The sequence below is a fragment of the Sphingobium jiangsuense genome (assembly GCF_014196495.1).
GTDB lineage: Bacteria > Pseudomonadota > Alphaproteobacteria > Sphingomonadales > Sphingomonadaceae > Sphingobium > Sphingobium jiangsuense.
Window position 1 is genome coordinate 35,809 of sequence record NZ_JACIDT010000005.1, and the last position, 13,585, is coordinate 49,393.

12 protein-coding genes are annotated in these 13,585 nt (G+C 64.6%); 7 read left to right on the forward strand and 5 right to left on the reverse strand.

Annotation, left to right across the window (positions count from 1 at the left end; genetic code table 11):
• Nucleotides 1-2 precede the first annotated feature (2 nt).
• Complete coding sequence (locus tag GGR43_RS08435; RefSeq protein WP_188071541.1) at nt 3-1,130, forward strand: FAD-dependent monooxygenase; 1,128 nt, start codon at nt 3-5, stop codon at nt 1,128-1,130.
• Between the two features lie 150 nt (nt 1,131-1,280).
• On the opposite strand, the gene GGR43_RS08440 is transcribed toward GGR43_RS08435, so the two are convergent.
• Nucleotides 1,281-2,606, reverse strand: coding sequence for an MFS transporter (locus GGR43_RS08440; protein ID WP_188071542.1), 1,326 nt, complete (start codon nt 2,604-2,606; stop codon nt 1,281-1,283).
• Between the two features lie 215 nt (nt 2,607-2,821).
• A complete protein-coding gene (locus GGR43_RS08445; RefSeq protein ID WP_188071543.1) occupies nt 2,822-3,766 on the reverse strand; it encodes a LysR family transcriptional regulator in 945 nt (314 codons plus the stop codon).
• A 129-nt stretch (nt 3,767-3,895) separates the two neighbouring features.
• Between GGR43_RS08445 and GGR43_RS08450 the strand changes: the two genes are divergently transcribed.
• Complete coding sequence (locus GGR43_RS08450; protein WP_188071544.1) at nt 3,896-4,567, forward strand: nuclear transport factor 2 family protein; 672 nt, start codon at nt 3,896-3,898, stop codon at nt 4,565-4,567.
• Between the two features lie 279 nt (nt 4,568-4,846).
• Here GGR43_RS08450 and GGR43_RS08455 read toward each other — a convergent pair whose 3' ends face one another.
• Nucleotides 4,847-7,252, reverse strand: a complete 2,406-nt coding sequence (locus GGR43_RS08455; protein ID WP_188071545.1) for a TonB-dependent receptor — start codon at nt 7,250-7,252, stop codon at nt 4,847-4,849.
• Nucleotides 7,253-7,571: 319 nt separating this feature from the next.
• On the opposite strand from GGR43_RS08455, the gene GGR43_RS08460 reads away from it, so the two are divergent.
• Genes GGR43_RS08460 through GGR43_RS08475 form a run of 4 tightly spaced genes read left to right on the forward strand, consistent with a single transcriptional unit; the run spans nt 7,572 to nt 10,823 of the window.
• Nucleotides 7,572-8,405, forward strand: a complete 834-nt coding sequence (locus tag GGR43_RS08460) for an alpha/beta fold hydrolase (protein ID WP_188071546.1) — start codon at nt 7,572-7,574, stop codon at nt 8,403-8,405.
• A 52-nt stretch (nt 8,406-8,457) separates the two neighbouring features.
• Complete coding sequence (locus tag GGR43_RS08465; RefSeq protein ID WP_188071547.1) at nt 8,458-9,681, forward strand: acyl-CoA dehydrogenase family protein; 1,224 nt, start codon at nt 8,458-8,460, stop codon at nt 9,679-9,681.
• A 26-nt stretch (nt 9,682-9,707) separates the two neighbouring features.
• Nucleotides 9,708-10,007, forward strand: coding sequence for a hypothetical protein (locus GGR43_RS08470; RefSeq protein WP_188071548.1), 300 nt, complete (start codon nt 9,708-9,710; stop codon nt 10,005-10,007).
• Between the two features lie 3 nt (nt 10,008-10,010).
• The gene (locus tag GGR43_RS08475; protein WP_188071549.1) at nt 10,011-10,823 is read left to right on the forward strand and encodes a DODA-type extradiol aromatic ring-opening family dioxygenase; all 813 of its coding nucleotides are present in this window, start codon (nt 10,011-10,013) and stop codon (nt 10,821-10,823) included.
• A gap of 3 nt (nt 10,824-10,826) precedes the next feature.
• On the opposite strand, the gene GGR43_RS08480 is transcribed toward GGR43_RS08475, so the two are convergent.
• Entirely contained in the window at nt 10,827-11,780 is a 954-nt protein-coding gene (locus GGR43_RS08480) for a LysR family transcriptional regulator (protein ID WP_188071550.1), read from the reverse strand.
• Nucleotides 11,781-11,842: 62 nt separating this feature from the next.
• Entirely contained in the window at nt 11,843-12,052 is a 210-nt protein-coding gene (locus tag GGR43_RS08485) for a hypothetical protein (RefSeq protein ID WP_188071551.1), read from the reverse strand.
• Between the two features lie 218 nt (nt 12,053-12,270).
• Between GGR43_RS08485 and GGR43_RS08490 the strand changes: the two genes are divergently transcribed.
• The gene (locus GGR43_RS08490) at nt 12,271-13,524 is read left to right on the forward strand and encodes an MFS transporter (protein ID WP_188071552.1); all 1,254 of its coding nucleotides are present in this window, start codon (nt 12,271-12,273) and stop codon (nt 13,522-13,524) included.
• The last annotated feature ends 61 nt before the right edge of the window (nt 13,525-13,585 follow it).

Here is a 13,585-nt window from a genome sequence, read left to right on the forward strand (position 1 = left end):
AAATGGCATGTGTTTCAAGGGCAGCGATCATCGGCGGCGGCGTCGCGGGTCTTGCGGCGGGCATCGCGCTTCGCAAGGCGGGCGTGGAATGCGATCTGGTGGAGCTGGTCGGCGGGGCGGAGGGCGCCTCGCTCGGGCTGTCGGGCCGGGCCGCCGAGGCATTGGCCGATCTGGATATCTACGACGAATGCTATGCCAACGGCACGCCGTGGGAGGCCGACACCCGCGCGGCGTCGCAATCGGATGCCGCCGGCAACATGATCAGCCCCGGCCCCGCCCGGCCGAACTGGCCCGGCGCAAGGACGCCGGTCGGCATCTACCGGCCCAAATTGGCGGAGATACTGGAGAACAAGGCCCGGTCGCTGGGCGTGAACATCCGCATCGGCGTTTCGGCGGAATCGATCACCGAAACCGACGCCGGGGCGGTGGTGAAATTCTCCGATGGGGTCGAGGGCACCTATGATCTCGTCATCGGCGCCGACGGCATCAAATCCCGCACCCGCGAGATGATCTTCCCCGATGCGCCCAGCCCGCGTTATTCCGGGCAGGTCAGCATCCGCTGGATGGCGCCGGGGCCGAAGATCGTCGAGGAAGGCTGGTATAACGGCCCGCTCGGTCGGGTGGGCTTCTATTATCTGCCGCAGGGCATGATCTATGTGCCCGCCGTCGTCGACATGCCGGAGCTGCGGCGGATGACGCCGGAAGAGGAATATGCCTATTATGTCCGCCTGCTCGAAAGCTATACCGCGCCCGCGATCGTCGAGCTGCGCCGCCGCCTCACCCCGGACGCGAAGCTGATCTTCCGGCCGTTCAACTGGATCCTGGTGCCCGACATCTGGCACAAGGGCCGCACGCTGCTGATCGGCGACGCCGCGCATGCGACCACCGCCCATATGGGCATGGGCGCGGGAATGGCGCTGGAGGATGCGGTGGTGCTCGGCCAATGCATCGCGCAGGCCGAGACGCTGGAGCAGGCGTTCGAGCGCTTCATGGCGCGGCGCTATGAGCGGGTGAAGACGGTGGTGGAAACCAGCGTCGCGGCCTCGCAGCTCGAACTGCGCAATGCACCGACCGCTGAGAAAATGGCGCTGCTGGCCACCGGGCTGAAGGCGATCGCCCAGCCCTATTGAGCGCAGACTGCCGCCCGGTCGCACGGGCGGCGGCGGGGAGGTCAGACAATCGCGCCGCCATTGATCGGCGCGATTGTCCGGCTTCTGTCTTGCTCCCGTTTCCGCATGGCCGAAGCCGGGCGCCCAAGACGCCCTCAGAGCCTGTCGGGCCTATTGCGAACCGGACGGCCGATGGCGGAACGTGCCGATCAGCAGCGCGGCCATGAGCGGGCCGATGGCGAAAGCCAGCGATACCTCCGCCCGCGACCATCCATGGCTGAACAGGACGCCCGCGAGCGCCGGGCCGATCACGCTCGCGATCCGCGCCGCGCCCATGGCGAACCCGATGCCCGAAGCGCGCATCGCCGCCGGAAAGGAATCGGCCATGATCGCGTACAGCATGCCCGTCGTCCCGGCGAGGCAGAAGCCCAATATACCGGCGGAAAGGACGAACAGGGGGATCGCCGGCGGCACCAGACCCACCGCCGCCAATCCGAGGGCCGCGCCGGTCATCGAAACGGCGGCGATCCGGGTGGGGGCGAAGCGGAAGGAAAAGGCCGCAAAGCCGATGCCGCCCAGCAGGCCCAGCATGCCCGACTGCGCCGAAACCATGCTCCCCTGCGCGGGCGTGAACCCGGCATCGACCACCATCTGCGGCAGCCAGTTGAGGATATAATAGGATGAGATCGCGATGAGCATCGCGACCGACGCCAGGCGCAGCACCACCGCCCTCGGTCCCGGCGCGAACAGCGACCGGTAGGAACCGCGCTGCGCGCCCGCCGTCGCGGCGGGCAGTTCCTGAAGCGGGGCCTGCCCGATGGCGAGCAGCACCCGGTTCACCCGCTGCAACGCGTCCGGCGTCCGGCGCGCGATGAGGAAAGCCGGTGATTCCGGCAGGATGAACGCCGCGAGCAGGAACAATATCCCGCCGCTGATGGAGCCGGTCAGGAACACCCAATGCCAGGTGGCGCCCTTCAATATGGCCGAAGCCGCCACGCCGCCCACCACGCCGCCTATGGGAAATCCTATCGTCGCGATGGCCGCGATCGCGAGGGAGCGGAAGCGGGCATTGGTGAACTCGGCGGAGATCAGCGTCGTCATCGCGACCATCACGCCGATGCCGATGCCGGTCAGCACCCTCGACCCGGCGAGCAGCGGCACCGACGCGGAAATGCCCGACAGCGCGGTTCCCATGGTCAGCAGCAGCAATGCGCCCAGCACCACCTTCCGGCGCCCGACAATGTCCGCCAGCGGGGAAAGCGCGATCGCGCCGATCGCCATGCCGGCGAGGCTGCTCGACAGCAGCAGGCCGATGATATCCTTTTCGAGATTCCATTCCCGCGCCACCGCCGGGGCGGCGAACGCCATCGCCAGCGCATCATAGCCGTCCAGTGCCGCCAGCAATATGGAGACGGCCAGGACCATGACCTGCCGTGGGCGCATCGGCGCATCGTCAAGCGGGCTGGCGATCGTCCGCCCCGCCGGCGCCGCCGTCATGCGCGCGCCTCCCGCTTTTCCCCTGCCGGATGCATGCACCGGCTCTTTCGCGGCCTATTCTTCATCAGCTGTCCTCTCCCGCCTCGGGCGTGCGTCGCTTTCGCTTATCGGACATCGTGATGGAGGCGCCGCGGGGGGAGGAAAAGATGGCAATTTCCAATGTTGTTACCCCGCAGGTATATAATCGGATCCGACTGTTCAGCAGGCAGGGCGGGTCATACGATGGACGGCCGCTCCATGGCCTGCTGGCGCCGGTACAGATAGGCGGAGGCCGCCCGCATCGCCAGATCGTTGAGAAACTCGCTGGCGGGGGTGAGGGGAATGTTGGCGCGCCGCACCGCGCATATCCGGGGCGCCTTCGAAACCTCGCGCACCGGTATCCGCTCCATCGCGCCGGTCGCGCGGATAATCTCTATCCATTGCTGGGGGACGGGGGCCAGCAGATCCGATGTCGCCACGATCACGGCCAGATTCATAGCCGACGAGGCTTGCATGACGATGCGCGGCGCGGGCAAGCCCGCGGCGAGGAAAACGCCGTTCACCTCATTGTCGCTGTCGATCGCCATCGGGGTCGTCACCCAGGATGCGCCGACGAGGTCCGCCAGCGACGTCGCGGAGCGCAGCGGATGGCCTTTCCGCCCGACGATCATCCTTTCATTCTCGAACAGCAATTCGATGACCAGCGCGGGATCGACGAAGCCCTTCGCCACCGGACCATAATAGAGATCGACGATCCCGTCGCGAATTTCCGATTCGAGCATCGGCAGCGAGCCTTCGAGCAGCTTGATGCGGATATTGGGATATTTCACGTGAAAGCGCTTCACGATCATCGGCATCATCGCGATCAGCGCGGCGCTGGAGCAGCCTACGGTGATGACCCCCCGGTCCTCGCCCTTCAGATGCTCCATTTCGGCGCGCGCGCGATCGAATTCCGCATAGATCGCCTTCGCCCGCCGGAAAAGCACTTCCCCCGCATGCGTCAGCTTCATCCCGAACTTGTTGCGTTCGAACAGGACGACGCCGAGTTCCTGCTCCAGCTCCTTGATGCTGCGGGATACCGCCGGTTGCGCCAATCCGAGATGCTTGGCCCCCGCGCGCAGGCTTCCCCTCTCGACTATCGCTATCACGTTGCGCAGATGGTGCAGCTTCATCTGTCCCATCGAATGGGCTCTCCCCTATACCTTATCGGTAACAACCTCACGCAAATCGCGTCTCCTTGCAAGGCCGCTTTGATTGTACGGGGGTAGGCGAAGCGCGCCCGCGCGAACGCAAGGAAGGACGATCGGATTATGCAGCATGGGATCAGTGAGCCGGACGAGGATAACCGCCACCGCGCCATTCAACGTGCCGTGGACAAGGCTGCCATCGCCGAATTGCTGCAAAACTGGGTAATCTGGCGCGATGCGGGGGAGTGGGACCGGTTCGCCACGGTCTGGCATCAGGATGGGCGCATGTCCGCCACCTGGTTCCGGGCGGGCGCGGCCGAGTTCATCGAAGGCTGTCGCAAGGCCTTCGACGCGGGGATGGTCGGCCTGCATTCGCTGGGAGCGATCAGCATCGACGTGGAGGGGACGCGCGCCGTCGCCCAATCCCGCATGGAGATCGTGCATCGCGGCCGGATCGACGGGGTGGAGGTCGATGTGACCTGCCTCGGCCGCTTCGTGGATGCGCTGGAAAAGCGCGACGGACGCTGGGGCCTCGTGCTGCGGCAGCCGGTCTATGAGCTGGACCGGATGGTGCCCGTGCGCCCCGGCGCGACGCTGGACCTCGACGAAGCGCTGCTTGCCTCTTTTCCCGACGGCTATCGCCATCTCGGCTATCTCCAGACCAAGCTGGGGATGGAGGTGTATCGCAACCTGCCGGGGACGAGGGGCCCGGAAATGGCGGAGCTGCGCAAGCGCATGAAACAATGGCTCGACGGCGCCGGCGCGGACTGCCTTGACGCGATGCTCCCCCGCTGAACGAAGATCTCAAATCTATGTTACGACATACCGGCCGGATATGTTTCGTATAGCATCTATGGATAAGGGAGATCAGGAGACGTGGAATATCATTATGGCATATGGCTGTTTAGAAGAAATGCGGGCATGGTATAATATGTCTCTTGATCGATATGGCCATCCTTCAAGACGGATATTGCCAGAGACGCGACGATGAACTGCCCGGTTGCGGGGTAAGCGATGCTCCACGATCGGCTGCACCGATCAGGGAGCGGTTCGCCCCGCCCGACAATCCCCCGCCTACCAGCGATAACCCAGCTGGAAACTGACGCTGCGCGGGCGTTCCAGCACGCAGGAATAGGAGCCGAGCGTCGCCGGCGTGTCGTAACACCAGCTGGAAATCTTCCGGTCCGTCAGGTTCGAGCCGATGACTGCCAGTTCCCAGCCCTTGGCGGGCGAACCGAGCGACAGACGCCCGTCGATCCGGGCATAGCCGCGCTGGTGCAGCATGGGATCGAGATTGTCGGCGAGGAAATAGCCGTCGGTGAAGAACAGCGTCGTCGCCGCCTTCAGCTCCAGCGTGCCGATGGGCTGGACGTAGCTCGCGTTGACCGTGCCGCTCCATTCGGGCGCGCGCTGCGTCGGGCGGCCCGCAAGATCCTGAGCGCCGATGCCGTTGAGCGTCTGGAGGGCCGTCGGCGGCGCATCGGGATAGTCCTTGTACTTGGACACGAGATAGGAGACCGAGCCGCCCAGCCGGAGCCTGTCCGTCACGCGCCAGTCGAGCTCGAACTCCGCCCCCTTGCTGACGGCCTTCGCGGCATTGCCGACGACGAAGGTGAGCGACGTGCCCGCGACCAGCAGGCTCTTTTGCAGGTTGGAATAGCTGTTGTGGAAAAGCGCCAGATTGGTCGTCAGCCGCCGGTCGAACCACTGGGCCTTCAGGCCGAGTTCGAACGCATCGACATATTCCGGTTCGAACGCGATGGGATCGTACAGCTCCTGCTCGCTGATCGTGCCGTCGCCGTTCGCATCGCCGCCGAGCGTGTGCGTCGCGAAGGAAAATCCGCCCGCCTTGAAGCCGTTGGCATAGCTGGCATAGGCCATCACATCGTCGGCGATGTCATATTGCAGGCTGGCCGACGGCATCCAGTCGTCGTTGCGCAGGCGGATGTTCGTGTCGAACAGGTCGATGTCGAGCACGCCCGCGACGATCGCGCTGGTGACGGGATCGGTGAACGGCACGAAAGAATCGAGATAGGGCAGCGAGGAAGCCGCGAAGGGGTTGGTCAGGCCGGTCTGTTCGCCCTTGTGCAGCTTCTTGACCACATCGGTATAGCGCAGGCCGAGATTGAGCCGCGCCCGTTCGCCGAAATGCAGCGTGCCTGAAACAAAGGCCGAAAAGACTTCGTCGCGCTGGTTGTTGAAGAAATTCTGCCCGACCGCCTCGCCCGGCTGGATGCGCCCGGCCAGCGGGGGGATGGTGGCGAAGGGGATGAAGTTGAGGCCCAGCGTATTGCGCCAGTCGATCTTCCCCTTCTGATAATAGGCGCCCACTATATATTCGAACGTCCCGCCGCTGGGGGAGGTCAGCCGCACTTCCTGCGAGAACTGGCGGTAGCGCTCGCGTTGATTGGCTTCGAAGAGGGTCGCGCCCGGAACGAAGATCGAGGCGGCGGAGGTGTTGTCGAGATCGAAGACATTGGTGAAGTTATAGCCGGTATAGGCGGTCACGCTGGTCAGCGTCAGCCCGCCCAGCCGCGCGTTCAGCGTCAGGGCCGCTTCGCCGAAATCCGTGTCGGAGAAGGTGGGATCGCGGCTGAGACTATGGTTCAGCCTGTCCTCGAAGCCCGGCGTGCCGATCGACAGCGCGCATCCGACGCTGGGGGTGAAGGGCGCGGCAGGCGGGCAGGAGAGGATCTCGGCGGGCACCGACCCTTTTTCATGCGTGTTGCCGCCCTCGACGCGCAAGGTGGCGTCGAAATCGGCCGACGGCTCCCAGAGCAGGGTCATGCGGCCGAAATAATCCTTCGATCGCGGCTCGTCCTTGTTGGTGAAGATGTTCTGGATATAGCCGTCCGACCTGTTGAACCGGCCCGCGAACCGGACGCCGAGCGTGTCCGATGCGCGCACGGTCGTCGCGGCTTCCATGTTCCATTCGTCGAAGGCGGGGAGGAAGGATATATTGGCATAGCCCTCGTTGCGCGCGCCGGGCTTCGCCGTCGTGATGTTGAGCGCGCCCGCGATCGTGTTCATGCCGAAGAAGGTGCTCTGCGGACCGCGCAGCACCTCGACCCGCTGGATGTCGACGAAATTGCCCTTGGTGTAGCGGGCGCGGCCCCGGTAGACATTGTCGACAAAGGTGCCGAGCGACTGCTCGAAACCGGCATCCGCGCCGGAGCTGACGCCGCGCAGGCTGAGGAAGTTGGTGTTGCCGCCTTCGCTGACCTGCAGGCCCGGCGTGGTCAGGCTGAAATCCTCGAGCGTCTGCGTGCCGGCCTCGCGCAGGCTGGCGCCCGTCGTGACCGCCACGGAAATGGGAACATCCTGCCGCGTCTGCTGGCGATGCTGCGCCGTAACGACGATCTCCGCAGCATAGGCGTCCGCCGTTTCCGTTGCGCCCTGCGTTTGCGCCGCGGCCATTGCCGGCGCCGAGCAGGCCATCATCCACGACACGGCACGCAGCCCGCGCTTGTTCAGGGTCATCACTCTCTCCCGTTTATTCTGGTTTGTTGTCCACCGGTCCGGCCTGGCGTCTTTGCGGCGCAGATCCGTCACCCATTCACGGGTGGTATCGGCGACTCAGGAAACAAATCAATGTTATATTGGGAATTGCAGATATCATTTTAAATCATGAGTGATATGGGCGGACATATAAATTTAAGTGATATATCCTTTTGAAAGAATGAATTTGTTTTGTTCCATTCCGCATGCTTGCCTTTGCGCAGGCGGTAAGCGGGCCATTTCGACCTGAAGGCCAAGCCCGCACCCGGCCCCCGCATGACAATCATGATGGAAGAGAGCGATGAACAGCAAAGAAGGCGCTGTCGAAACCGGCACGGTTTCGACCCTTGGATATACGACCCATTATTATGCCGCCGGCGAAGGCCGCCCGCTCATCCTGATTCATGGCGGCGGCGCCGGTGCCGATGCCTGGGGCAACTGGGGCGAGCAATCCCTGCCGCTGTTCGCGCGCCATTTCCGCACGATCGCCTATGACATGGTCGGCTTCGGCCGTTCGAGCGCGCCGTCGCCCGATGGCTTTCACTATGACCAGAATGCGCGGATCGCGCAGCTGGTCGCGCTTATCGAAAATCTGGACCTCGGCCCGGTCGATATCGTCGGCAATTCGATGGGGGGCGCGACGGCCCTCGGCGCCGCGATGGTGCGGCCCGAATTGGTGCGCAGCGCGGTGCTGATGGGCAGCGCCGGCCTCAATCGCGGGTTCAACCCGGCGCTCGGCGCGATCGTGAACTATGATTTCACGGTCGAAGGCATGCGCCGGATGATCGCCGCGCTGACGCATGACGGTTTCGTCCCCGGCGAGGCGATGGTCGCCTATCGGCACGAGCTTTCCTGCCGCCCCGACATCCAGCAGGCCTATCGCGCCACCATGGGCTGGATAAAGGAGCGGGGCGGCCTCTATTATGAGGACGACGAGATCGCCCAGGTGAAGAACCGGATACTGATCTTCCTGGGTAAGGACGACAAGGTCGTCCCGATGTCGGAAGGGTTCAAGTTCCTTGAACTGCTGGAAAACTCTTCCGGTTACTTCCTCGACCATTGCGGCCACTGGGCGATGATCGAGCATCCGCAGCTTTTCGCGCGGATAGCCATCGATTTCCTCAAAGATGCCTGAAGCTGCGGCGGCGCGCCACGGCGCCGCCGGCCATTATTAAAAGGAGACGGAGATGACGGCCCTCGACGCCATGAACATCGGCGCGAAAACCGGTGCGGACCTTGACATTCCGACCGAGCAGGAACTGGTCGATCGCGCGATCGCCATGGTTCCCACGCTGCGCAGGACCATGCGGGATCACGACAGCCTCGGCCGTATATCGGACGAGGTCATCGCCAGCCTGTGCGACGCGGGATTTTTCCGCATCCTCCAGCCCAGGGCGTTCGGCGGCTATGAAATGCATCCGAAGAGCTTCCTGCGCGTGCTGCATCAGGTCGCGCGCGGGGCGCCCGCGGCCGGCTGGGTGCTGATGGTGGTCGGCGTCCACAACTGGGAAGTCGCGCTGCTCGGCGCGCGCGTGGCGGGCGAGCTGTGGGGGGAGAATCCCGATATCCGCGTTTCCTCCTCCTATGTCCCCTTCGGCGAGGCCAAGCAGGTCGAGGGCGGCTATGAACTGTCCGGCCGATGGAAATTCTCCAGCGGATGCGACCATTGCGACTGGGCCTTCCTCGGCGGCTGGGTCGATCTGCCGGGCGGCGAGCGCGAATATCGCGTGTTCCTCGTCTCGCGGCAGGATTATGCAATCGACGACGCCAGCTGGAACACCTTCGGCCTGCAGGGAACCGGCAGCAAGGACCTGCTGCTCGAAAACGCCTTCGTGCCCGGCTATCGCACCCACGCGATGAGCGAATCGCTCAATTGCGGCAATGTCGGCCTCAAGGATTTCTCCGCCCCCGCTTACCGATATCCGTTCGGCACCCTGTTCTCCTTCGGGGTCGTCTCCGCCATCATCGGTATGGCGATGGGCGCGCGCGACGTCTATCTGGAAGGGGTCAAGGGCAAGCGCGCCTCCTTCACCGGCGCCGAGCTGGCGCATGACGGCTTCGTCGTGCAGGCGCTCGCCGCCGCCGACGCCGATATCCAGTCCTGCCTCGCCCTGCTCGACCGCATGATGGGAGAGATCGATGCGGACATCGCCGCGGGCATCGTCACCCCGGTCGAACGGCGCGCCCAATATATGGCCTGGTGCGCCGAGATGAGCGGCACCGCGATCGATGCGGTGGTGCGCCTGTTCCGCCGCTCGGGCGCGCGGGCGATCGCGCTCAACGGCGACCTGCAACAGTATGTCCGCGACATTCTGGCGGGCGGCAACCACATCACCATGGATGCCGCGCATATGGGCGCGAATGCGGGCGCGGTGACGCTCGGTGCGCCCAATCAGGTCGCGATTCTCTAGGCTCTGCAAGGAAGGGAGCGCGCATCATGGCAAAGCCGATAACCGAACCCAGGGCATTCCACATCAACCGGATGCTGCAATCCATTCCCCATGATCCGACGGTGGCCATGGGCCTGCTGACCGACCCGGAGGCAACCTACGACCGGTTCGGATTGAGCGAGGCGGAGCGCGCGGCGTTCCGTTCCGGCGATGCCGGGGCGATCCGCGCGCTCGGCATCCATCCCCATCTGATGATGAGCTGGACGCTGCTGACCAACGAGCGGGTGAGGAATTTCCTCGCCATCGATCCTGTGCATGGCGCCAGACTGGCTGGCAAGGGGAAGTGACCAATGGGTAAGATCGTCGGCGGATTCGCCACCTCGCACGTGCTGTTTTCGCGCACCGGCCATGAAAAGCAGGCGGACGCCGTTTTCGACGGCATGGAAGAAATCGGCCGCCGCATCGATGCGCTGTCGCCCGATATCGTGGTGATCGTGAGCAACGATCATATGCTGAACTTCAACACGCAGTTTCAGGCGCCGTTCGTCGTCGGCATCGGCGCGCGCTACACCGCCTTCGGCGATCTCGGCATCCCCAACGACTACAGCATCGCGGGCGAGCCGGATTTCGCGCAGGGCTTCATCGAGCATGCCAATGCGCGCGACTATGACCTCGGCGTCGTGCGCGAGCCGCGCCCGGACCATGGCATGGCCATTCCGTCCCTGTTCGCAAGCCCGCGCGGCGCGCGGCCGATCGTGCCGCTCTACACCAATGTGGACATGCGTCCGGTGCCGTCGACCCGGCGCTGCTATCGCCTGGGCCAACTGCTGGCGGATTATGTCGAGACCGGCCGCCCGGCCGACGAGCGCGTCGTGGTGCTCGGCGCGGGCGGGCTGTCCCACTGGATCGGGGTCGAGCAGCAGGGGGAGGTCAACGAGGCATATGACCGCTGGCTTCTCGAACGGTTCGAGGTGGGCGACGTCGAGGCGCTGACCAGCCTGACGATCGAGGAAATAGAAGCAGCGGCCGGCAATGGCGGGGTCGAGCTGATCAACTGGATCATCATGCTGGGCGCGCTCGGCGGGGCGAAGGCGCACACCATCTATTATGAGCCGATGACAGGCTGGTGGACCGGCATGGCGGGCATCGCGGTCGACGCCTGAGGCCTAAGGCTTGGCATGACGCTGGATCGCGGTGCGCACGGCGTCGCGAAACCAGCTGTGCGCCGGTTTCTTCGATTGCGACTTGGCCCAGACCATGACCAGCCGGATCGGTTCGAACTCGATCGGCGGCTCCAGAATCCTGATCGGCAGAACCCCGGAATAGATGTTCGCGATCGTTTCGGGAATGACGGCGATGTTCCGCGTCGCCGCGACGATCATCGGCAGCAGGGTGAACTCCTGCAGCAAGATCTGGTTCTTCTGCTGAATGCCGAGCCTCTGCATGGTTTCGATCTCCACGCTCGCGTGCAGTTCGCGCCGCAGATAGAAGGCCGCATGCTGCTTCGACAAATAGGTCGCCATATCGATCTGCGCGTCGATGTCGGGGTCGTCCTGCGCGGCGATGCAGACCAGCCGGTCATGCAGCACGACCTCGTAATCGAAGGGGGAATCGGGCGCCTGAAACGGCATGTGGAGCCATTCGTTGATCTGGTCGGGCGCGATGATGAGATCGACGATGCCCTGCTGGATGTCGAGCGACGTGCGCGGCCCGCCGATGATCGTCTGCATCGAGATGCCCGGCGCATGCTCGGCCAGATAGGGCAGCAGGCCCGGCGCGATCAGCGCGGTGATATAGTCGGCGGACGCGACCCGGAACATCCGGTTCTCGGTGGCGGGGTCGAATTCGGGCATGCCGATCAGATGCTCGGCCGATGCCAGCAGCGCCTCGAGCGGGGCGATCAGCTGCTCCGCCCGGTCGGTCAGCACCATCTCCCGCCCGCGCATGACGAGCAGTTCGTCGTCGAACAGGCCGCGCAGTTTCCGCAGTGATGCGCTGATGGCGGATTGGGTCAGGTTCAGGTCCTCGGCGGTCCGCGAAACGCTCCGGGTCCTGAGCAACTGGCGGAGCACCGGCAGGAGGTTGAGATTGACCAGCCGCAATGTCTTGGAACTGTCCATTAGCATCCATTCCCCGATCGCCCGGTTCCCGCTGTGCGCCGGCGGTCAAGTCTCCGCCGGCTTCAGCGGACACCGCCGTGAAAGGCATAGAGACGGCCCGGCGTGAGCGTCAAGGTTTCGCGCCGGACATTTTGGAGCCGGAAATCCGCTGAAATGATCGGTATATAGGATTCGTTACAGGCGGCCGGAGCCGATCCTGTAGAAGGAAAGCTATTTAACCAAATAAAATCAATATATTGTTTTGAATTTCCATCCGGTTGACAGTTGTCCATATGTGGGATAGTTTCCTGTACCGAACGATACAGACAATAATGGAGAGGAGCGGGCGCTGCATGGGCGCCGGTCCGGGGCGATAAGGCGATTGGCTCATGTTGCGCATGGGGCCGCGCGCTGACGCCTGCCTGACCGCGCACCGGCGATGCCCGACAGGGTATGCTGGGCGTAATCCGGAGCATTTGGCCCGGCGGCAGGACCGTCGGGGAGGCGTTTCATGGCGGATAGGAACGCGTCCGACCGCGTCCTGTCCCCGTGGAAGGACGGCGCATGGTGCCTGATCGGCGCCGTGATCGGCTATGCGGTCGGCTTCGGCTTCTTCATGTTCAGCGCCAATCTCTTCATCGAGCCCATGCGGGCCGAGTTCGGATGGTCGTCGACGCAGGCGACCTTCCTGCCCATCAGCTCCCTCGTGCTGGCGGCCATGTTCCCGCTGTCGGGCAAGATGGCGGATCGCTTCGGTCCCCGGTTGCTCGCAATGGCGGGACTGTCCGGCTTCGCGCTCTGCTTTCTGCTGCTCGCCACCCTGCCGCTGACGGTGACGATCCTGCGCATCATCGCGGTGGTGCTGGGCATTTGCTGCGCCGCCGCCGGGGCCGTTCCCTTCAGCCGCGCCGTGGTCAGCTGGTTTCAGCGGGACGCGGGCCTCGCCCTGGGGCTGACCGGCAGCGGCGCCACCCTGGGCGGCGTCTTGGGTGTGCCGCTGAACGCCATGATCATCTCCGAATTCGGCTGGCGCGCGGCCTATATGACGATGGCTGCGCTCGTGCTCGTCATAGGGTTGCCGTTCGTGGCGAAGTTCCTGCTGCTCAGCGACGGGGACGAGCGCGCGCCGTCCTCGCGGCAGGGACAGGAGGAAGGAGCGGCCGGCGCCGGTTCCCTGCCGCTGTCCGATCCGCGTTTCTGGCTGCTGGGCGGGGCGGTGACATGTTCCGGCCTCTCCATCGGCATCTATCTCAATCATCTTCAGCCGATCCTGCGGGAGAGCGGCTTTTCGCTGACCTCGGCCGCCCTGCTGGGCAGCATATTCGCGGCGGCGACCTTCGGCGGCCGTATCGCGGCGGGTTTCCTGCTCGACCGGATCTTTCCGCTGCTCGTCGCCGCGGGCTGCCTGTCGCTCGCCGCCGTGGGCGCGGCCATCATTCCGGGGGCCGCCCTTCCCGCCATGCCGGTTTTCGGGCTGGCGCTCCTGCTCATCGGACTGGCCTATGGCGCGGAGGCCGATTTCGCGGCCTTCTTCGCCCTCCGCTTTTTCGGGCTTCCCCGCTTCTCGTTCACCTTCGGCACGCTGGCGATGATGATCGCGCTGGCGCTCGCCATCGGCGGGTTCCTCACCGCCAGAAGCGCGGACATCCATGGAAATTACCGGCTGGCGGTGGCGCTCGGCCCGGCGGGCTTCGCCTGCGCCGCCGCCATGCTGGTTCTGGCACGCCTGAGCGCGTCGATGCGGCGGGATGCCCACCGCATTTGAAGTCCGATCTCATCGGCCGGACGGGTCGGTGAGGTCGTCAATAAAAGAAACTGTACTAGGG

Bases quoted from the DNA above. Each gene is read 5' to 3' on its own strand.
- GGR43_RS08470 (WP_188071548.1), top strand. From the start codon at position 9,708: ATGGCAAAGCCGATAACCGAACCCAGGGCATTCCACATCAACCGGATG.
- GGR43_RS08485 (WP_188071551.1), bottom strand. From the start codon at position 12,052: ATGGACAACTGTCAACCGGATGGAAATTCAAAACAATATATTGATTTT.
- GGR43_RS08475 (WP_188071549.1), top strand. From the start codon at position 10,011: ATGGGTAAGATCGTCGGCGGATTCGCCACCTCGCACGTGCTGTTTTCG.
- GGR43_RS08440 (WP_188071542.1), bottom strand. From the start codon at position 2,606: ATGACGGCGGCGCCGGCGGGGCGGACGATCGCCAGCCCGCTTGACGAT.
- GGR43_RS08460 (WP_188071546.1), top strand. From the start codon at position 7,572: ATGAACAGCAAAGAAGGCGCTGTCGAAACCGGCACGGTTTCGACCCTT.
- GGR43_RS08435 (WP_188071541.1), top strand. From the start codon at position 3: ATGGCATGTGTTTCAAGGGCAGCGATCATCGGCGGCGGCGTCGCGGGT.
- GGR43_RS08490 (WP_188071552.1), top strand. From the start codon at position 12,271: ATGGCGGATAGGAACGCGTCCGACCGCGTCCTGTCCCCGTGGAAGGAC.
- GGR43_RS08445 (WP_188071543.1), bottom strand. From the start codon at position 3,766: ATGGGACAGATGAAGCTGCACCATCTGCGCAACGTGATAGCGATAGTC.
- GGR43_RS08465 (WP_188071547.1), top strand. From the start codon at position 8,458: ATGACGGCCCTCGACGCCATGAACATCGGCGCGAAAACCGGTGCGGAC.
- GGR43_RS08450 (WP_188071544.1), top strand. From the start codon at position 3,896: ATGCAGCATGGGATCAGTGAGCCGGACGAGGATAACCGCCACCGCGCC.
- GGR43_RS08455 (WP_188071545.1), bottom strand. From the start codon at position 7,252: ATGACCCTGAACAAGCGCGGGCTGCGTGCCGTGTCGTGGATGATGGCC.
- GGR43_RS08480 (WP_188071550.1), bottom strand. From the start codon at position 11,780: ATGGACAGTTCCAAGACATTGCGGCTGGTCAATCTCAACCTCCTGCCG.